Origin of the sequence: Clostridium sp. D33t1_170424_F3 (assembly GCF_015667585.1) — a bacterium.
Classification (GTDB): Bacteria; Bacillota; Clostridia; order Oscillospirales; family Acutalibacteraceae; genus Anaeromassilibacillus.
Genome location: NZ_JADPEG010000002.1, coordinates 181573 through 197570 on the forward strand (window position 1 = coordinate 181573; position 15998 = coordinate 197570).

Consider the following 15998-nt stretch of genomic DNA (forward strand, 5'->3'; position numbering starts at 1 on the left):
TTTACCTTTGGCTGCAAGGCTCATTCGTCTTCCTTGCGCAGATTAAAGCCGAGAGAGGCCAGTTTCCACACGACCTCTTCCAGGGACTTGCGTCCCAGATTGCGCACCTTCATCATGTCTTCCTCAGACTTGTTGATGAGGTCCTCAACCGTATTGATTCCAGCACGCTTGAGGCAGTTAAAGGAACGCACAGAGAGATCCAGCTCTTCGATGGTCATCTCCAGCACCTTTTCCTTGCCCTTGTCGTCCTTCTCCACCATAATCTCCGTGCTGCTGCCCTTGTCGGACAGGTTGACAAAGAGGTTTAGGTGCTCGGTCAGGACTCTGGCGGCCAAAGAGACCGCTTCCTGCGCACTGATCACGCCATTGGTCCAAACCTCGAGCGTCAGCTTATCAAAATCGATGCGCTGGCCCACGCGGGTCGGTTCCACGTTGAAGTTCACTTTATAAACAGGAGTGTAAATAGAATCAACCGGAAGTTCGCCGATCACGCCTGCGGGCATATTCTGCTTGTTCCGCTCGGCGGGGACGTATCCGCGGCCCTTGTCCAAGGTCAGTTCCATATACAGCTTCGCGCCCTCTCCCAGGGTTGCAATGTGCATTTCCGGGTTCAGGATCTCAACCTCGCTGTCGCACTTGATAGAGTCGGCCGTGACCTCGCACGGACCCTCTGCACAGATTTCCACTGTTTTCGGGCCGTCACAATGAAGCTTCGCGGTCAATCCTTTGATGTTCAGCACGATCTCGGTGACATCTTCCTTGACGCCGGGAACGGTGGAAAACTCATGCAGCACACCGTCTATTTTAATAGAGGTGACTGCAACGCCCGGTAGGGAAGACAACAGCACACGGCGCAGGCTGTTGCCCAACGTTGTGCCGAAGCCGCGCTCGAGCGGTTCCACTACAAATTTACCGTAAGTTCCGTCGTTACTCAGGACTTCTGTTTCAATTCTTGGCTTCTCAATCTCGATCATTAGCGACCCTCCTTGACATAAAGCGGATGATTCTGTCTGCCATCCTGTTAATGATGCTGTTAGGCAACGGCATTACTTGGAGTACAACTCAACGATGAGGGTCTCATCGACGTCGAGGTCGATCTCCTCACGAGTCGGCAGCGCTAAAATCTTGGCTTCCAGGGTTTCGCCGTTTACATCAAGCCACTTCGGGACAAGGCGGTTCTGTTCCAGCACAGCCTTGATCTTGGCGCTCTGACGGCTCTTTTCGCGGATCGCAATGACCTGGCCCGGCTTTACGAGGTAGGACGGAATGTCCACTCTTCTGCCGTCCACGTTGAAGTGGCCGTGCACCACGAGCTGGCGGGCTTCCGCTCTGGAAGACGCCCAGCCGAGGCGGTAGATGATGTTATCGAGGCGGCTTTCCAGGATGGTGAGCAGCTCGTCGCCGGTCTTGCCCTCTCTCTTGGTCGCCATCTCGTAGTAATCGTGGAACTGGCCTTCCAGAACGCCGTAGTAGCGTCTGGTCATCTGCTTCGCACGCAGCTGCAGGCCGTATTCGGACGTCTTTTTGCGGCCCTGGCCGTGCTGGCCAGGCGCATATGCTCTGCGCGTGATCGCGCATTTATCTGTGTAGCAGCGCGCGCCCTTCAGGAACAGCTTCTGGCCCTCGCGGCGGCAGAGCTTGCACACAGCATCAGTATATCTTGCCATAATATGGTTGCACCTCCTGTAATCGGTTTTTGATTAGACGCGTCTTCTCTTCGGAGGACGGCATCCATTGTGGGGGATCGGGGTAACGTCTTTAATCATGCTGACTTCGAGCCCCGCGCCCTGCAGCGCGCGGATCGCCGCCTCACGGCCGGCGCCCGGTCCCTTAACAAAAACCTCTACTGTCTTCATACCGTGCTCCATCGCAGCTTTCGCAGCGGTCTCCGCAGCGGTCTGCGCGGCAAACGGGGTGGACTTTCTGGAGCCTCTGAAGCCCAGCTCACCGGAGCTCGCCCAGGAGATCGCGTTGCCCTGGGTGTCGGTGATGGTCACGATTGTGTTATTAAAGGTGGACTGGATATGAGCAGCTCCACGGTCAATATTCTTGCGTTCACGGCGTCTGCGAACGGTGGTTCCTTTTTTAGCGCCCTTCTGTGCTGCCATCTTTTAAATCCCTCCCTGCTTATTTCTTCTTGTTGGCCATGGTCTTTCTCGGACCTTTGCGGGTACGCGCATTGGTCTTGGAACGCTGGCCTCTTACCGGCAAGCCCTTGCGGTGACGGATTCCGCGATAGCAACCGATTTCAATCAGTCTCTTGATATCGAACGCAACGTCGCGGCGAAGATCGCCTTCTACGCGGCAGTTCTTATCAATATATTCTCTCAGCTTGGATGCATCGTCTTCGGTGAGGTCTCTCACACGGATGTCCGGGTTTACGCCCGTCTCTTTGCAGATATCCGTGGCGGTCTTGCGGCCGATACCAAAAATATAGGTAAGAGCAATTTCGATGCGCTTATCTCTGGGCAGATCAATACCTGCTATACGCGCCATACTGGTTGCACCTCCAAATTAATCATTCAGTTTATAGGGGGAGTCCCCCAAAAGCGAAACGCGGCCGTACAAATTCATATCAATCCTGATACAAACCGTGCTGGCTTCGCGGTCCCCGCCAAAACCGGCGGGCCTTGATAAAAGCGGAAGCTTTTAACCCTGGCGCTGCTTATGCTTCGGGTTTTCACAGATAACCATGACTTTACCCTTGCGCTTGATGATCTTGCACTTCTCGCAAATTTTCTTTACAGAAGGTCTGACTTTCATTTGTGCGCCCTCCCTTAGTGAAGTCGTCTCGTTTACAACTGCGCCGGCTGAAAAAGCCCGCGCTTTATTTAGAACGCCATGTGATGCGGCCGCGGGTCAGATCGTAAGGCGAAAGCTCGATCGTCACCTTGTCGCCCGGCAGAATGCGGATGAAGTTCATCCGGAGCTTACCGGAGATATGCGCCAACACCTCATGGTGGTTTTGAAGCTCTACCTTAAACATTGCGTTAGGAAGCGCCTCGGTTACAATACCCTCAGTTTCAATTACGTCCTGTTTCGACATATCGTACCCTCCTCTTGTGGAAAACGGCCCTCCGTTTCAAATGACCGGAGAGCGCCTCGAATTTCACGGTTGGTTTGCAATGAACCCTCGTTCAGCACCGTTTTGGTTGCCAAAAGGTGTTTCAGCTTTTTCCGCTTGGGATGCTCCAGTCTGCGCCGCCTGCCGTCACAGATCACGGCCATATCGGCGTCAGCCTCCAGCACGGTGAAAAAGCCGCCTTTGTCGCGCCCCGCAAGAGCGCGGACAACGAGTCCTTTTTGAAAATCCATGGTATCCCCCTTTTATTCCGGCATGGTCATAATCACCGGTCCATCCGGGGTGATGGCGATGGTGTGCTCAAAGTGCGCGGAAAGTTTTCCATCGACGGTGACGGTCGTCCAACCGTCCTGCAACGTCTTGACTTCCTTTACACCGGCGTTGATCATTGGTTCAATCGCAATGGTCATGCCTGGTAACAGGCGCACGCCTCTGCCGGGCGTGCCGTAATTGGGAACGCTGGGGTCTTCATGCAGTTTCGCGCCCACTCCGTGGCCGACAAAATCCCGTACCACCGAGTAACCGCGAGCCTCGACATACCGCTGCACCGTACTGCCAATATCTCCGATGCGGGCGCCGGCCTGTGCGGCCTTGATGCCCTCGAAGAGGCTTTCGCGTGTCGCGTCCATAAGGCGCCGGGCTTCTTCGCTGACGCCCCCACAGGGGAACGTCCACGCGTTGTCGCCGTTGAATCCCTCATAAAAGGCGCCTGTGTCAATGCTGACAATGTCGCCCTGTTTGAGGATGATGTCCTTACGGGGTATGCCGTGGATCACCACGTCGTTTACAGATATACATGCACTGCCCGGAAACCCGCCGTACCCGAGGAAGTTTGGCTTAGCGCCCTCTTCCTCGATTGCACGGCGGACGACACGGTCGATCTCCCAGGTGGAAACCCCGGGTTCGACCGCCTCGCCGGCCAGCTTCAGTGCCTTTGCAGAGATCCTGCACGCTTCCCGCATGATTGCGAGTTCGCGGCTGGTTTTCAGCACGATCATGATTACGCCTCTAACGCAGCAAGCGTCAGCTTGGTGGTATCCGCCACTTCCTCCTGGCCTTCCACGATGCAGAGCTTACCCTGCTTTTCGTAGTAGTCCTTCAGGGGCTCTGTCTGCTCGTGGTAGACATTGAGGCGTTCTTTCACTGTATCCGGATGGTCATCCTTGCGCTGAACGAGGGTGCCGCCGCATTTGCCGCATTTGCCTTCTTCCTCCGGCTTCTTGTAAAGCAGGTGGTAGCTGGCACCGCAGCTCTCGCAGACACGGCGTCCGGACATACGCTCCACGATCTTTTCATCGGCAACTTCAATATCGATGACTTTGTCGATGACGATGCCCATTTTGTCCAGAGCCTCGGCCTGGGGAATGGTACGCGGGAAACCGTCCAGTACGAAGCCGTTCTTGCAGTCATCCTTCGCCAAACGCTCCTGGATGATGCCGATCACGACCTCGTCGGGCACGAGCTTGCCTGCATCCATGAAGGACTTTGCCTTCAGGCCCATCTCAGTGCCGCTCTTCAGCGCTTCACGGATAATGTTACCCGTGGAAATCGCGGGAATGTTCAAATGCTCACAGATCACTTCAGCCTGTGTGCCTTTACCGGCGCCGGGAGCGCCGAGAAGAATCAGATTCATATGATTTCCTCCTTATCAGTCAAGGAAGCCCTTATAATGGCGCATCATCAACTGAGATTCCATCTGCTTCATGGTCTCCAGCGCAACGCCAACCAGAATGATGACGGAGGTACCGCCCAGGGTCAGGTTGTGCATGCCGGTAACCGCGCCGAAAATAATCGGCAGCAGAGCAATCAGAGCGAGGAACAGCGCGCCAATCAACGTGATCTTCGAAAGGATCTTTGCGATGAAATCAGAAGTGGACTTGCCGGGACGGATGCCCGGAATCGTACCGTTGTTCTGACGAAGATTATTGGCCATCTCAATCGGATTATACTGGATCGTTACATAGAAGTAAGCGAACATGATAATCAGAAGGAAATACAGAACCGAGTACAGCCAGCCGGTCGAAGAGAAGGCGTCAAAGAAGGACTTCCAGAAACCGGTCGCCGCATTGCCGCCCATGAAGAGCTGGATGGTGCTCGGGATGGAAAGGATCGAGCTTGCGAAGATGATCGGCATAACGCCGGACATTGCAACCTTGATCGGGATATGGCTGCTCTGGCCGCCGTACATCTTGCGTCCTACCACGCGCTTGGCGTACTGGACCGGGATACGGCGCTCAGAATCGTTCATAAAGACAATAACCCAGATAACGAGGAGGAAAATCACGACAAACAGCGGGACAAGGAAATAGAACTTGCCGTAGTTGGTCGGGTCCTCGATGGCAGCGCTGATATACTGGCCGAGCTGGCGGATGGTATGCGGCAGTCTTGCCACGATACCAGAGAACAACAGAATGGAGATACCGTTGCCGATACCCTTCTGGTTGACCTGCTCGCCCATCCACATCATCATCGCCGTACCGGCGGTGAATGCCAGGATGATCACGATCGCTGCGAATACCTGCTCCCAGCCGCTTGTATACAGGGCGATCGGAGCGCCTTGATATGTGCTGTTGCGCAGATAGAAATAGTAAGCGGTACCCTGAACCAGGCCCAGGATGACGGTGACATAGCGGGTGATGGTCGCAATTCTCTTACGTCCTTCCTCACCCTCCTTCGCCATTCTCTCCAGCGGAGGGATGGCAACCGTCAAAAGCTGCATGATGATGGAACTGTTGATGTACGGGGTGACGCCCATTGCAAACATGGTCGCGTTTGCGAACGCACCGCCCGAGAGCATATCCAGGTAGCCCAGCGCATTGCCGGACTCGCCCACTGTGCCCATCAACCCTTTCAGCGCGTTGACATCCAGGAACGGAACCGGGATGGTCGCGCCAAAACGGAAGATTACAATGATAAACAGGGTAAACAGAATTTTTTTACGAAGATCCGGGACGTTCCAGGCATTCTTGATTGTCTTGAACAATTCAGATCACCTCTGCCTTCCCGCCGGCGGCTTCTATCTTCTGCTTTGCAGCTTCAGAATAGGCAGAGACCTTCACGGTTAACTTTTTCGTCAGTTTGCCGTTGCTGAGAATCTTGATGCCGTCGCAGCACTGCTTCACAATGCCCGCGTCGATCAATGCCTGTGTGTCAACGACCGCGCCGTTTTCAAACTTCTCCAGCGTACCTACGTTGACTGCCACGATGGTTTTAGCAAAAATATTGTTAAATCCTCTTTTCGGAACACGTCTCTGCAGCGGCATCTGGCCGCCTTCAAAGCCGGGACGCATGCCGTGGCCCGCTCTGGCCTTCTGGCCTTTATGGCCTTTGCCTGCGGTCTTGCCCTGGCCGGAGCCGTGTCCTCTTCCGATACGCTTGGATGCCTTTTTGGCGCCCGGCGTAGCGGTTAGATCATGCAAATTCATTTTACTCGCACCTCCTTGCTTACGCGTTCACTACCTCGATGAGGTGGATAATCTTGGCCACCTTGCCTTTGGTCTGATCGTTGTCCGGCTGTACGGTAACGTCGCCGATTTTGCGCAGACCAAGCGCCTGGGCGGTTGCAATCTGGTCCTTTTTACTGCCGATGAGACTTTTCACCAGCTTGATTTTGAGCTGTGCCATCTTGCTCCCCCCTCCTTAAAGAATATCCTGCACCGACTTACCGCGGATGGCGGCAACTTCTTCGGCGGTGCGCAGCTGTGCCATACCGGCCAGCGTTGCACGGACTACATTGCACGGATTGTTGGAACGGAGAGCCTTTGTACGGATATCTCTGATACCAACAGCTTCGACGACCGCACGAACCGGGCCGCCTGCGATAACGCCGGTACCGGGTGCGGCGGGCTTCATCAGAACCTTGCCTGCGCCATATTCGCCGATGATTTCGTGCGGGATGGTGGAGCCGCGCAGCGCAACCTTGATGAGGTTCTTCTTCGCGTCTTCGATGCCCTTGCGGATCGCTTCGGGAACTTCACCCGCTTTGCCAATGCCGAAACCGACCGTGCCCTTGCCGTCTCCCACCACGACCAGCGCAGCGAACTTGAAGATACGGCCGCCCTTTACAGTCTTGCTGACACGGTTGATTGCAACAACATGTTCTTTCATCTCATCCTGAGACTGCTGTCTGGGTGCGTCAAATCTAGCCAAAAGTATTCCTCCTTCTTAGAACTTGAGGCCGCCCTCACGGGCGCCTTCGGCCAGCTCTTTGACGCGGCCGTGGAAAATATAGCCGCCGCGGTCAAATACGACCTTGGAAATGCCCTTTTCTGCGGCGCGTTTGGCAATAAGCTCGCCAACCTTTTTTGCGGCTTCCTTGTTTCCGCCGTTACCATTGAACTCTTTGTCCAGGGAAGAAGCTGCCACAAGGGTAACTCCTTTTACATCGTCGATGATCTGGGCGTAGATGTTTGTGGTAGAGCGAAATACATTCAGGCGCGGGCACTCAGCGGTGCCGGAAATCTTGCCGCGCACTCTCTTGTGGCGGTTCAATCTGGCTTTGTTTGTATCAGCCTTATTCACCATTTGTCATTCACTCCTTACTTCTTAGCGCCCTTACCGGCCTTGCCTTCCTTATGACGGACAAATTCGCCAGCATAGCGGATACCCTTGCCCTTGTACGGCTCCGGCGGGCGTTTCTCGCGGACTTCCGCGGCAAACTGTCCAACCTTCTGTTTGTCCGAGCCAAGGATCACAATTTTGTTAGCGGACGGGCATTCAATCGTGATGCCGTCGATCTCCGGTACGATAACCTGATGGGAATAGCCCAGGTTCATAACCAGATTTTTGCCCTGCTTCTGCACACGGTAGCCAACGCCGTTGACGTCGAGCTCTTTCTTAAAGCCGTCCGTTACGCCGACCACCATGTTGGCGATGAGCGTACGGGTCAGGCCGTGCAGAGAACGGTTTTGCTTTTCGTCGTTCGGACGGGTCACGAGGATTTCGCTTCCCTCAACCGCGACGCTCATATTCGGATGGAACGCCTGGGTCAGGGTCGCCTTCGGGCCCTTCACTGTGATGACGTTGCCGTCAATGCTGATATTGACGCCAGCGGGAATATTTATGGGTTTTCTTCCAATTCGAGACATTTCTGCACCCCCTTAATTACCAAATAAATGCGAGGACTTCGCCGCCTACATTTTCCTTACGGGCCTGACGGTCGGTCATGATGCCCTTGGAAGTGGAGATGATGGCGACGCCCAGGCCCTTCATGACCCGGGGCAGCTCCTCAGCGCTGGAATAGATGCGAAGGCCCGGTTTGGAAACCCGGCGCAGACCCTTGATAACAGGCGTCTTGCCCTCGCCATATTTTAGGTTCACCTTGATGATGCCCTGTTTGCCGTCCTCTACAACCGTAAAATTCTTTACATATCCCTCATCGACCAGAATCTGGACAATGGCTTTCTTCATGTTGGAAGCGGGAATGTCAACGGAATCATGCTTTGCGGAAACCGCATTGCGAATACGGGTGAGCAAATCAGCAATCGTATCTGTAATTTGCATACCGTTACCTCCTTTGCTAAGCTTTTACCAGCTGGCCTTTTTCACACCCGGAATCTCGCCCTTGTAGGCCAGTTCCCGGAAGCATATGCGGCAAATTCCGAACTTGCGAAGATAGGCATGCGGCCTGCCACAGATTTTGCATCTGTTGTACGCGCGGGAAGAATACTTCGCCGGTCTGCTCTGCTTGATTTTCATAGAAGTCTTGGCCACAATAATCCCTCCTTATTTCGCAAACGGGGCACCCATGAGGGACAAAAGCTCTCTGGATTCCTCGTCGGTGTTTGCGGTGGTCACGAAACAGATGTCCATTCCGCGGACTTTATCGATCTTATCGTAGTCGATCTCCGGGAAGATCAACTGTTCTTTGATGCCCATGTTGTAGTTGCCGCGGCCATCAAAAGAGTTGGCGTTGATGCCTCTGAAGTCTCTTACGCGGGGCAGGGCGACGTTGAAGAGTCTGTCAATGAACTCGTACATTCTGTCGCCTCTGAGGGTTACTTTTACGCCGATATTCATGCCCTCACGGAGCTTGAAGTTTGCGACGGATTTCTTTGCCTTACAGATCATCGGCTTCTGGCCGGTGATGGCGGAGAGATCGGTCACGATGGCGTCAATTACTTTGGCGTTGTCTTTCGCCTCGCCGGCTCCTACGTTGATGACAACTTTCTCGATCTTCGGGATCTGCATCACGCTTTTGTAGGAGAACTTTTTCATCAGTGCCGGAGCGACGTCTTTTCTATAAGTTTCCTTAAGTCTGGCCATGTCTTATCCTCCCTTACAGCGCTTCGCCGCATTTTACGCAAATGCGTTCCTTGGTGCCGTCCTCATACATTTTGTGGCCGACACGCGTGGGTTTGCCGCAGCGGGGGCAGACAATCTGGACCTTGCAGGCATAGATTGCGCTTTCAGCCTTAACGATGCCTGCCTGGTCGCCCATTTTGCGGGCCTTCACATGCTTGCTGATCATGTTGAGGCCCTCGACGATGACCTTGCCCTCTTTGGGGCTGACGGCCAGGATCTTGCCCTTTTTGCCGCGATCTTTACCTGTAATGATGACGACGGTGTCACCAGTTTTAACATGAACTTTGTTATTCATTTGGGAACACCTCCATCAAAGTACTTCCGGGGCAAGGCTCAGAATCTTCAGATAATCCTTATCGCGCAGCTCTCTCGCCACGGGTCCAAAGATACGCGTGCCCTTCGGGTTTTTGTCTTCCTTGATAATAACGGCGGCATTTTCATCAAAACGGATGTAAGTACCGTCGTCACGGCGTACGCCGAACGCGGTGCGGACGATAACCGCCTTGACCACGTCGCCTTTTTTCACCTGGCCGCCGGGCGCCGCTTTCTTTACAGAAGCCACGACCACGTCGCCAATATTTGCATACCTTCTGCCGGTACCGCCGAGAACGCGGATGCACATAAGCTCCTTCGCGCCGGTGTTATCGGCTACTTTCAGGTAGGTCTGCTGTTGTATCACAGTGCGTTCCTCCTTCGCTTAAGCCAAAAAGCTTATTTGGCCTTCTCTATAATCTCGACGAGACGCCATCTTTTTTCTTTACTGAGCGGACGGGTCTCCATCACACGCACGCGGTCACCGATTGTGCATTCATTGTTCTCATCATGTGCCTTCAGCTTAACGGTACGTTTGATAATTTTCTTATACAGCGGATGCTTGACGCTGTCCTCAATGGCAATGACAATCGTCTTATCCATTTTGTTGCTGACAACTTTACCGACCGCCGTTTTTCTCATATTTCTATCGCTCACTGATTAATCCTCCCTTCCGTTACGCCTTCGCGCTGTCCTTGAGTTCATTCTCGCGAATAACGGTCTTTACACGCGCGATATCTTTCTTAACAGCGGAAATACGCATCGGGTTATCGAGCTGATTAATGGCAAGCTGGAAACGCAGGTTGAAAAGCTCGGCCTTGAGGTCTTTCAGCTTACTTTCCAATTCCGCGGTTGTTAAATCTCTGACTTCTGAGGCCTTCATTACTGCTCACCACCCGTTTCTTCCTTTTTAACAAACTTGCACTTAATCGGCAGCTTGTTGGACGCAAGACGCAATGCTTCTCTGGCGGTTTCCTCCGGAACGCCGCCAATCTCGAACATGACTCTGCCCGGCTTGACAACGGCAACCCAGTACTCCGGGGAGCCTTTACCGGAACCCATGCGGGTTTCAGCCGGCTTCTCTGTGATCGGCTTATCCGGGAAAATCTTGATCCAGACCTGGCCGAATCTCTTGCAGTAACGTGTCATGGCGACACGAGCTGCTTCAATCTGGTTGGAAGTGATCCATGCCGGCTCCATCGCCTGGAGGCCGAAATCACCGTAAGTCACCTTATTGCCGCGATATGCTTTACCGGTCAGACGACCGCGGTGCACTCTGCGGTATTTTACACGTTTAGGCAACAGCATTATTTACTGCCTCCTTCCCTGCGGGGCTTGCGGTTGTCGTTAAGAACCTCGCCCTTGTACAGCCAAACCTTGACGCCGATGCGTCCATAGGTTGTGGCGGCTTCTGCAAAACCGTAGTCGATGTCCGCGCGGATGGTCTGCAGCGGAATCGTTCCGTCGTGGTACTGTTCCGTTCTGGCGATTTCAGCGCCGCCCAAACGGCCGGATACCTGGGTTTTAATACCCTTCGCGCCGAGCTTCATGGCACGGCCGATGCACTGCTTCATCGCGCGGCGGAAAGAAGTTCTCTTCTCCAGCTGCTGTGCGATGTTCTCTGCGATCAGCTGCGCGTTGAGGTCCGGGGACTTCACTTCAACAATATTGATCGTAACCGGCTTTTTGAGCATCTTCTCGCACTGCACACGAAGTTTTTCAATTTCGGAGCCGCCTCTGCCGATGACCATGCCGGGTTTTGCACAATGGATATGAACGCGCACCTTGGAGGCGTCACGCTCGATTTCAATCTTCGGAACGCCTGCTGCTGCAAGCTGTTTCTTCAGCGTTCTGCGCAGGTTGTAGTCCTCAACGAGCGTATCGCCGAAAACGTTGTCCTTCGCGAACCAGCGGGAATCCCAATCTTTAATTACGCCCACACGAAAGCCATGTGGATTTACTTTCTGGCCCATAGTTTACCTCCTCTTCTGCTTATTCTTTTTCCTTGAGCACGAGGGTCACGTGCGAAGTTCTCTTCTCGATACGGAACGCGCGTCCCTGTGCTCTCGGGCGGATGCGCTTGAGGATCGGGCCCGGACATACGAAGCACTCTGCCACGTACAGTCTGGAAACATCCATGTTATGGTTATTCTCAGCGTTTGCCATAGCCGACTTCAGCAACTTTTCAAGGTATTCGCAAGCGGCCTTTGGGGTATTCTTGAGGATAGCCATTGCAACGTCCACCGGCTTATTGCGGATCAGATCCAGCACGATGGATACCTTACGGGGAGAAATGCGGGCGTATTTCAGATAAGCCCTTGCTTCTGCTTCCATGTATATACTCCTTTCGGCCGTTATCTACCCGGCGATGTGGTTTTGGAACCGGCGTGGCCCTTATAGGTTCTGGTGGGTGCAAACTCACCGAGTTTGTGACCGACCATATCCTCGGTGACATACACCGGAACATGCTTGCGGCCGTCATGGACCGCAAAGGTGTGGCCTACGAAATCCGGGAAGATCACGGAAGCTCTGCTCCAGGTCTTCACGATCTTCTTTTCGCCGGCCGCATTCATTTCCTGAATCCTTTTCAGCAGCACAGGCTGTACATAAGGACCCTTTTTAATGCTTCTGCTCATAATTCACAAGCTCCTTTCCGTACGCCTTATTTGCCGTTTCTGCGTCTCACGATAAACTTATCGGAACGGTTATGATGGGCGCGCGTCTTATAGCCGAGCGCCGGTTTGCCCCAGGGGGTCATCGGGCCCGGATGGCCGATCGGAGATTTACCTTCACCACCGCCGTGCGGGTGGTCGTTCGGGTTCATAACAGAACCGCGGACCGTCGGTCTCCAGCCCATGTGGCGCTTGCGGCCCGCTTTACCGATCTTGACGTTCTCATGATCGATGTTGCTGACCTGGCCGATGGTGGCCATGCAGTTTGCCGGCACGTTGCGGAGCTCGCCGGAAGGCAGCCTCAGCAGCGCCATGCCGTTTTCCTTCGCCATCAGCTGGGCCATGTTGCCCGCTGCGCGTGCAAGCTGCGCGCCCTTGCCGGGATACAGCTCGACGTTGTGGATGAAGGTACCGGTCGGGATGTTGGCAAGCGGAAGCGCGTTGCCGGGCTTAATATCGGCGCCGGTGCCGGAAACGATCACGTCGCCGACCTTCAGGCCGTGCGGTGCGATAATATATCTCTTTTCGCCGTCTTCATACTGAACCAGCGCGATGAACGCGGAGCGGTTCGGATCGTACTCCAGGGTGAGCACGGTGGCCGGCATATCCGCCTTCTGGCGCTTGAAGTCGATGATGCGGTACTTCTTGCGGTTTGCGCCGCCGCGGTGGCGGACGGTGATTCTGCCGTAGCTGTTGCGGCCGGAGTGGTTCTTCTTGGAATCCAGGAGACTCTTTTCCGGTGCAACTTTCGAAAGGCCAGTGTAGTCCGTGGTGGACATGTCCCTTCGGGCATTGGTTGTCGGTTTATAATTGATAATCGGCATTTCGGTTTCACACTCCTCATGATGGCTTTGCGGGACGCTGCCGACGCCCCATACGTTGCCGAAGGCCCGGGAAGCCGCTCGCGCGGCCCGGAGATTACATCATACCTTCAAAGAATTCGATGGTCTTGCTGTCCTCTGTCAGGGTGACGACGGCCTTCTTCCAGGACGGGGTGTAGCCCTCGGTTCTGCCCTGGCGGCGGAGGTGGCCTCTCACATGCAGAGTGTTGACCTTGCTGACCTTCACGCCGAACAGTTCTTCAACCGCTCTTTTGATGTCGATCTTTGTGGCGCTTTTGGCAACCTCAAAGGTGTACTTTTTCATGCCGATGCCGGTCATGCTTTTTTCTGTAATAATGGGGCGGATAACGATATCCTGTGCTGCCATTATGCATACACCTCCTCAATCTGAGCGACGGCGTCCTTCACAACGACAAACTTGTCGGCGTTGAGGATGTCGTAAACGTTCAGGGTGTTTACCATTGCGGTCTTCACACCGGGGATGTTCGCGGCGGAAGCGACGACCTTGCCGTTCAGCTCGGGCAGAACGATCAGCGTCTTCTTCTCGGAGCCAATCGCCTTGAGCATGTTTGCAATGGTCTTTGTCTTGTATTCGTCCATCGCCAGCTGGTCCAGAACGATCATGTCGTTGCCGGCAACCTTGCTGGACAGCGCGGACTTCATTGCAAGGCGTCTTACCTTTTTATTTAAAGTATAACGGTAGCTGCGCGGCTTCGGGGCAAACGAGATACCTCCGTGCGTCCAATGGGGCGCGCGGGTGGAACCCTGTCTTGCGTGTCCGGTGCCCTTCTGTCTCCACGGCTTTTTGCCGCCGCCGGAAACTTCTGCGCGGGTCAGCGCGGACTGTGTGCCCTGGCGCTGGTTGGCGAGGTAGTTTTTCACTACGTCGTGCATGACGCTCACATTGGGCTCAATTCCAAATACAGCCTCGGCCAGGTCCATCTTTTCGACTTCTTTGCCGGCCGTGTTGAGTACTGCTACTGTAGGCATACCAATTCCTCCTTCCCTTACGCCTTCACGCTGTCGCGGATCACGACGGTACCGCCGTTGGGACCCGGGATCGCGCCTTTGACGGCGATGAGGTTGTTTTCGACGTCCACCTTGACGACAGTCAGATTCTGGACGGTGACTTTCTCCGCACCCAGGTGGCCCGGCAGATGCTTGCCCTTGAACACTCTGGACGGATCGGAACAGGCGCCGTTGGAGCCTGCATGGCGGGCCACAGGGCCGGAACCATGGGTTTCTTTGAGCCTGTGCAGATTCCAGCGCTTGATCGCGCCGGCGTAGCCCTTACCTTTGCTGGTGCCGCTGACATCGACCTTGTCGCCGTTGGCAAAGACGTCTGCCTTCACCAGGTCGCCTACATTGTAGGAATCGGTGCTTTCAAAGCGGAACTCGCGGAGGACTCTTTTGGGAGCGACGTCGCCCTTGGCGAAATGGCCCTTCATGGGCTTGTTCACCTTGTGGGCCTTCAGATCGCCGTAACCCAGCTGAACCGCTGCGTAGCCGTCGTTCTCAACAGTCTTTTTCTGTGCGACGACGCAGGGGCCTGCCTCGATGACGGTTACCGGGACCACTTTCCCGTTTTCGTCGAAGATCTGCGTCATGCCGATCTTCTTGCCGATGATACCTTTTTGCATTATTTTACCTCCTGTACAGGTTATTGGTTGGCTTTCGCCAACTTGACCTCGGCCGCTGGTTGGTTAAAATCAGAGTTTGATCTCAATTTCAACGCCTGCGGGGAGCTCCAGACCCATCAAAGCCTCAACGGTTTTGTTGGAGGGTCTGAGGATGTCGATCAATCTCTTGTGGGTTCTCATTTCAAACTGCTCACGGCTGTCCTTGTACTTGTGAACGGCGCGCAGAATCGTGATGATCTGCTTCTCCGTCGGCAGCGGCACCGGGCCGGAAACCCTTGCGCCCGTGCGCTTTGCTGTCTGTACAATTTTTTCAGCGCTCTGGTCGACCAGCTGATGATCGTACCCCTTGATTCTGATCCTGATTTTTTCCTTGACTGCCACTTGAATCGCCTCCTTATTGTAGTTGGCGGGCGGCGTTTTTTAAAACCTAACACGGAACCGGGTGTTTCTCCAACCGGCATTGAAAAACCGGACCATCTTTTGCAAGATGCATCCGGGTGAAGGCAAAAAACGTCTGAGCGCAGAAAGGCAGTGCAACCCAATCCTCTCGTTACTCAAAATATCTGTCGCCCGGTTTAAAATCGGACATACTCCACGGAAAAACCGGCATCTTTCAGCCGCAACCTCCCGCTTCAACGCATATCTGTCGCAGTCACGCTCAATTATAATACCATAGATGCAGGTACAGTGCAAGACTTATTTTCTCTTTTTTGCAAGAAATTCCTGGTGTTTTTTTAGATAATCTGACAGTCCTCCCGTGAAAAGAGAAAAAGAGCGGCAACAGGGGCAGAAAAGTAAGGCAAAATGCGCGGTTCGGGCGTTTTACCGCCTCTTTTGGCGGGACCGCCAGCGCCGGACGCGCCACTGCTGAAAACGGGAGACCGCCAGGCAGGTCCGCACCCAAAACACGCGCCAGATACACGGGACGGATTTTCCCGCCACAAAAATAGCGGTGGGCCCGTCCGCGCCGCCGATGATCGCGACGTGCGCGTCCCCCTGACGGACTTGGGGCGGCTTTTTCATCCGGTTCAGCGTCATCCCGGCCGCCGCGAGGGCGCCGAACAAGATTGCCAGCCATAAAGCGTTCCGTTTCAATTCCAACACAACCTTTCCGTTTCAAATACATGAGAAGGGAGTAATCGGCTGA

32 protein-coding genes are annotated in these 15998 nt (G+C 54.4%); all 32 read right to left on the reverse strand.

The features are described from left to right. Positions 1-20 precede the first annotated feature (20 nt). Positions 21-974 (reverse strand): DNA-directed RNA polymerase subunit alpha, encoded by a 954-nt coding sequence (locus I4V53_RS02150; RefSeq protein WP_050698896.1) that lies wholly within the window; start codon positions 972-974, stop codon positions 21-23. A 72-nt stretch (positions 975-1046) separates the two neighbouring features. Continuing rightward, the gene (rpsD, locus tag I4V53_RS02155) at positions 1047-1667 is read right to left on the reverse strand and encodes a 30S ribosomal protein S4 (RefSeq protein ID WP_195983764.1); all 621 of its coding nucleotides are present in this window, start codon (positions 1665-1667) and stop codon (positions 1047-1049) included. A gap of 33 nt (positions 1668-1700) precedes the next feature. Further along, positions 1701-2108, reverse strand: coding sequence for a 30S ribosomal protein S11 (gene rpsK / locus I4V53_RS02160; RefSeq protein WP_050698898.1), 408 nt, complete (start codon positions 2106-2108; stop codon positions 1701-1703). 19 nt (positions 2109-2127) lie between these two features. Then, positions 2128-2496 (reverse strand): 30S ribosomal protein S13, encoded by a 369-nt coding sequence (rpsM, locus tag I4V53_RS02165; protein WP_050698899.1) that lies wholly within the window; start codon positions 2494-2496, stop codon positions 2128-2130. Positions 2497-2649: 153 nt separating this feature from the next. Next, positions 2650-2763: a 50S ribosomal protein L36 gene (rpmJ, locus tag I4V53_RS02170; protein ID WP_022174947.1), complete on the reverse strand. Its 114-nt coding sequence runs from the start codon at positions 2761-2763 to the stop codon at positions 2650-2652. Positions 2764-2827: 64 nt separating this feature from the next. Continuing rightward, complete coding sequence (gene infA, locus I4V53_RS02175) at positions 2828-3046, reverse strand: translation initiation factor IF-1 (protein WP_050698900.1); 219 nt, start codon at positions 3044-3046, stop codon at positions 2828-2830. Continuing rightward, positions 3028-3315 (reverse strand): KOW domain-containing RNA-binding protein, encoded by a 288-nt coding sequence (locus tag I4V53_RS02180; protein ID WP_286166997.1) that lies wholly within the window; start codon positions 3313-3315, stop codon positions 3028-3030. Before I4V53_RS02180 ends, infA begins: the two co-directional genes overlap by 19 nt. 12 nt (positions 3316-3327) lie before the next feature. Further along, a complete protein-coding gene (map, locus tag I4V53_RS02185) occupies positions 3328-4080 on the reverse strand; it encodes a type I methionyl aminopeptidase (RefSeq protein WP_195983765.1) in 753 nt (250 codons plus the stop codon). Between the two features lie 2 nt (positions 4081-4082). Next, the gene (locus tag I4V53_RS02190) at positions 4083-4715 is read right to left on the reverse strand and encodes an adenylate kinase (RefSeq protein ID WP_195983766.1); all 633 of its coding nucleotides are present in this window, start codon (positions 4713-4715) and stop codon (positions 4083-4085) included. A 15-nt stretch (positions 4716-4730) separates the two neighbouring features. Further along, on the reverse strand, positions 4731-6065 hold the full coding sequence (gene secY / locus I4V53_RS02195) for a preprotein translocase subunit SecY (RefSeq protein WP_195983767.1): 1335 nt from the start codon (positions 6063-6065) through the stop codon (positions 4731-4733). Position 6066: 1 nt separating this feature from the next. Next, a complete protein-coding gene (rplO, locus tag I4V53_RS02200) occupies positions 6067-6507 on the reverse strand; it encodes a 50S ribosomal protein L15 (protein ID WP_195983768.1) in 441 nt (146 codons plus the stop codon). Positions 6508-6526: 19 nt separating this feature from the next. Continuing rightward, a complete protein-coding gene (rpmD, locus tag I4V53_RS02205; protein ID WP_050698905.1) occupies positions 6527-6706 on the reverse strand; it encodes a 50S ribosomal protein L30 in 180 nt (59 codons plus the stop codon). 15 nt (positions 6707-6721) lie between these two features. Further along, positions 6722-7189 carry a 30S ribosomal protein S5 gene (gene rpsE, locus I4V53_RS02210; RefSeq protein ID WP_154666566.1) on the reverse strand — a complete coding sequence of 156 codons (468 nt, stop codon included), beginning with the start codon at positions 7187-7189 and terminating at the stop codon, positions 6722-6724. A 57-nt stretch (positions 7190-7246) separates the two neighbouring features. Beyond that, positions 7247-7606 carry a 50S ribosomal protein L18 gene (gene rplR, locus I4V53_RS02215; protein WP_050698907.1) on the reverse strand — a complete coding sequence of 120 codons (360 nt, stop codon included), beginning with the start codon at positions 7604-7606 and terminating at the stop codon, positions 7247-7249. A 14-nt stretch (positions 7607-7620) separates the two neighbouring features. Beyond that, complete coding sequence (rplF, locus tag I4V53_RS02220; protein WP_195983769.1) at positions 7621-8169, reverse strand: 50S ribosomal protein L6; 549 nt, start codon at positions 8167-8169, stop codon at positions 7621-7623. A gap of 16 nt (positions 8170-8185) precedes the next feature. Beyond that, on the reverse strand, positions 8186-8584 hold the full coding sequence (rpsH, locus tag I4V53_RS02225; protein ID WP_050698909.1) for a 30S ribosomal protein S8: 399 nt from the start codon (positions 8582-8584) through the stop codon (positions 8186-8188). 24 nt (positions 8585-8608) lie between these two features. Further along, positions 8609-8794 carry a type Z 30S ribosomal protein S14 gene (locus I4V53_RS02230; protein WP_050698910.1) on the reverse strand — a complete coding sequence of 62 codons (186 nt, stop codon included), beginning with the start codon at positions 8792-8794 and terminating at the stop codon, positions 8609-8611. 12 nt (positions 8795-8806) lie between these two features. After that, complete coding sequence (rplE, locus tag I4V53_RS02235) at positions 8807-9346, reverse strand: 50S ribosomal protein L5 (RefSeq protein ID WP_050698911.1); 540 nt, start codon at positions 9344-9346, stop codon at positions 8807-8809. A 13-nt stretch (positions 9347-9359) separates the two neighbouring features. Further along, complete coding sequence (gene rplX, locus I4V53_RS02240) at positions 9360-9680, reverse strand: 50S ribosomal protein L24 (RefSeq protein ID WP_195983770.1); 321 nt, start codon at positions 9678-9680, stop codon at positions 9360-9362. A gap of 15 nt (positions 9681-9695) precedes the next feature. Beyond that, complete coding sequence (gene rplN, locus I4V53_RS02245; RefSeq protein ID WP_050698913.1) at positions 9696-10064, reverse strand: 50S ribosomal protein L14; 369 nt, start codon at positions 10062-10064, stop codon at positions 9696-9698. A 32-nt stretch (positions 10065-10096) separates the two neighbouring features. Continuing rightward, complete coding sequence (gene rpsQ / locus I4V53_RS02250; protein WP_195983771.1) at positions 10097-10354, reverse strand: 30S ribosomal protein S17; 258 nt, start codon at positions 10352-10354, stop codon at positions 10097-10099. Between the two features lie 19 nt (positions 10355-10373). After that, the gene (gene rpmC / locus I4V53_RS02255) at positions 10374-10580 is read right to left on the reverse strand and encodes a 50S ribosomal protein L29 (protein ID WP_050698915.1); all 207 of its coding nucleotides are present in this window, start codon (positions 10578-10580) and stop codon (positions 10374-10376) included. Continuing rightward, complete coding sequence (rplP, locus tag I4V53_RS02260) at positions 10580-11005, reverse strand: 50S ribosomal protein L16 (RefSeq protein WP_050698916.1); 426 nt, start codon at positions 11003-11005, stop codon at positions 10580-10582. Before rplP ends, rpmC begins: the two co-directional genes overlap by 1 nt. Then, positions 11005-11670 carry a 30S ribosomal protein S3 gene (gene rpsC / locus I4V53_RS02265; RefSeq protein ID WP_050698917.1) on the reverse strand — a complete coding sequence of 222 codons (666 nt, stop codon included), beginning with the start codon at positions 11668-11670 and terminating at the stop codon, positions 11005-11007. The genes rplP and rpsC overlap by 1 nt, the downstream gene beginning before the upstream one ends. A 19-nt stretch (positions 11671-11689) precedes the next feature. Further along, on the reverse strand, positions 11690-12031 hold the full coding sequence (gene rplV, locus I4V53_RS02270; RefSeq protein ID WP_050698918.1) for a 50S ribosomal protein L22: 342 nt from the start codon (positions 12029-12031) through the stop codon (positions 11690-11692). Between the two features lie 20 nt (positions 12032-12051). Continuing rightward, positions 12052-12333 carry a 30S ribosomal protein S19 gene (gene rpsS, locus I4V53_RS02275; RefSeq protein ID WP_050698919.1) on the reverse strand — a complete coding sequence of 94 codons (282 nt, stop codon included), beginning with the start codon at positions 12331-12333 and terminating at the stop codon, positions 12052-12054. A 26-nt stretch (positions 12334-12359) separates the two neighbouring features. Beyond that, positions 12360-13193: a 50S ribosomal protein L2 gene (gene rplB, locus I4V53_RS02280; RefSeq protein WP_050698920.1), complete on the reverse strand. Its 834-nt coding sequence runs from the start codon at positions 13191-13193 to the stop codon at positions 12360-12362. A gap of 94 nt (positions 13194-13287) precedes the next feature. Then, entirely contained in the window at positions 13288-13578 is a 291-nt protein-coding gene (rplW, locus tag I4V53_RS02285) for a 50S ribosomal protein L23 (RefSeq protein WP_050698921.1), read from the reverse strand. Then, positions 13578-14201, reverse strand: a complete 624-nt coding sequence (rplD, locus tag I4V53_RS02290; RefSeq protein WP_195983772.1) for a 50S ribosomal protein L4 — start codon at positions 14199-14201, stop codon at positions 13578-13580. Before rplD ends, rplW begins: the two co-directional genes overlap by 1 nt. Positions 14202-14218: 17 nt before the next feature. Continuing rightward, complete coding sequence (gene rplC / locus I4V53_RS02295) at positions 14219-14851, reverse strand: 50S ribosomal protein L3 (RefSeq protein ID WP_195983773.1); 633 nt, start codon at positions 14849-14851, stop codon at positions 14219-14221. A gap of 69 nt (positions 14852-14920) precedes the next feature. Next, a complete protein-coding gene (gene rpsJ, locus I4V53_RS02300) occupies positions 14921-15232 on the reverse strand; it encodes a 30S ribosomal protein S10 (RefSeq protein WP_038325938.1) in 312 nt (103 codons plus the stop codon). Positions 15233-15673: 441 nt separating this feature from the next. After that, positions 15674-15946: a hypothetical protein gene (locus I4V53_RS02305; RefSeq protein WP_195983774.1), complete on the reverse strand. Its 273-nt coding sequence runs from the start codon at positions 15944-15946 to the stop codon at positions 15674-15676. Positions 15947-15998 lie beyond the last annotated feature (52 nt).

Coding starts and splice junctions, on each gene's coding strand:
- I4V53_RS02150 (WP_050698896.1), bottom strand. CDS start 974: ATGATCGAGATTGAGAAGCCAAGAATTGAAACAGAAGTCCTGAGTAAC.
- rpsD (WP_195983764.1), bottom strand. CDS start 1,667: ATGGCAAGATATACTGATGCTGTGTGCAAGCTCTGCCGCCGCGAGGGC.
- rpsK (WP_050698898.1), bottom strand. CDS start 2,108: ATGGCAGCACAGAAGGGCGCTAAAAAAGGAACCACCGTTCGCAGACGC.
- rpsM (WP_050698899.1), bottom strand. CDS start 2,496: ATGGCGCGTATAGCAGGTATTGATCTGCCCAGAGATAAGCGCATCGAA.
- rpmJ (WP_022174947.1), bottom strand. CDS start 2,763: ATGAAAGTCAGACCTTCTGTAAAGAAAATTTGCGAGAAGTGCAAGATC.
- infA (WP_050698900.1), bottom strand. CDS start 3,046: ATGTCGAAACAGGACGTAATTGAAACTGAGGGTATTGTAACCGAGGCG.
- I4V53_RS02180 (WP_286166997.1), bottom strand. CDS start 3,315: ATGGATTTTCAAAAAGGACTCGTTGTCCGCGCTCTTGCGGGGCGCGAC.
- map (WP_195983765.1), bottom strand. CDS start 4,080: ATGATCGTGCTGAAAACCAGCCGCGAACTCGCAATCATGCGGGAAGCG.
- I4V53_RS02190 (WP_195983766.1), bottom strand. CDS start 4,715: ATGAATCTGATTCTTCTCGGCGCTCCCGGCGCCGGTAAAGGCACACAG.
- rplO (WP_195983768.1), bottom strand. CDS start 6,507: ATGAATTTGCATGATCTAACCGCTACGCCGGGCGCCAAAAAGGCATCC.
- rpmD (WP_050698905.1), bottom strand. CDS start 6,706: ATGGCACAGCTCAAAATCAAGCTGGTGAAAAGTCTCATCGGCAGTAAA.
- rpsE (WP_154666566.1), bottom strand. CDS start 7,189: ATGAAAGAACATGTTGTTGCAATCAACCGTGTCAGCAAGACTGTAAAG.
- rplR (WP_050698907.1), bottom strand. CDS start 7,606: ATGGTGAATAAGGCTGATACAAACAAAGCCAGATTGAACCGCCACAAG.
- rplF (WP_195983769.1), bottom strand. CDS start 8,169: ATGTCTCGAATTGGAAGAAAACCCATAAATATTCCCGCTGGCGTCAAT.
- rpsH (WP_050698909.1), bottom strand. CDS start 8,584: ATGCAAATTACAGATACGATTGCTGATTTGCTCACCCGTATTCGCAAT.
- rplE (WP_050698911.1), bottom strand. CDS start 9,346: ATGGCCAGACTTAAGGAAACTTATAGAAAAGACGTCGCTCCGGCACTG.
- rplX (WP_195983770.1), bottom strand. CDS start 9,680: ATGAATAACAAAGTTCATGTTAAAACTGGTGACACCGTCGTCATCATT.
- rpmC (WP_050698915.1), bottom strand. CDS start 10,580: ATGAAGGCCTCAGAAGTCAGAGATTTAACAACCGCGGAATTGGAAAGT.
- rplP (WP_050698916.1), bottom strand. CDS start 11,005: ATGCTGTTGCCTAAACGTGTAAAATACCGCAGAGTGCACCGCGGTCGT.
- rpsC (WP_050698917.1), bottom strand. CDS start 11,670: ATGGGCCAGAAAGTAAATCCACATGGCTTTCGTGTGGGCGTAATTAAA.
- rplV (WP_050698918.1), bottom strand. CDS start 12,031: ATGGAAGCAGAAGCAAGGGCTTATCTGAAATACGCCCGCATTTCTCCC.
- rpsS (WP_050698919.1), bottom strand. CDS start 12,333: ATGAGCAGAAGCATTAAAAAGGGTCCTTATGTACAGCCTGTGCTGCTG.
- rplB (WP_050698920.1), bottom strand. CDS start 13,193: ATGCCGATTATCAATTATAAACCGACAACCAATGCCCGAAGGGACATG.
- rplW (WP_050698921.1), bottom strand. CDS start 13,578: ATGGCAGCACAGGATATCGTTATCCGCCCCATTATTACAGAAAAAAGC.
- rplD (WP_195983772.1), bottom strand. CDS start 14,201: ATGCCTACAGTAGCAGTACTCAACACGGCCGGCAAAGAAGTCGAAAAG.
- rplC (WP_195983773.1), bottom strand. CDS start 14,851: ATGCAAAAAGGTATCATCGGCAAGAAGATCGGCATGACGCAGATCTTC.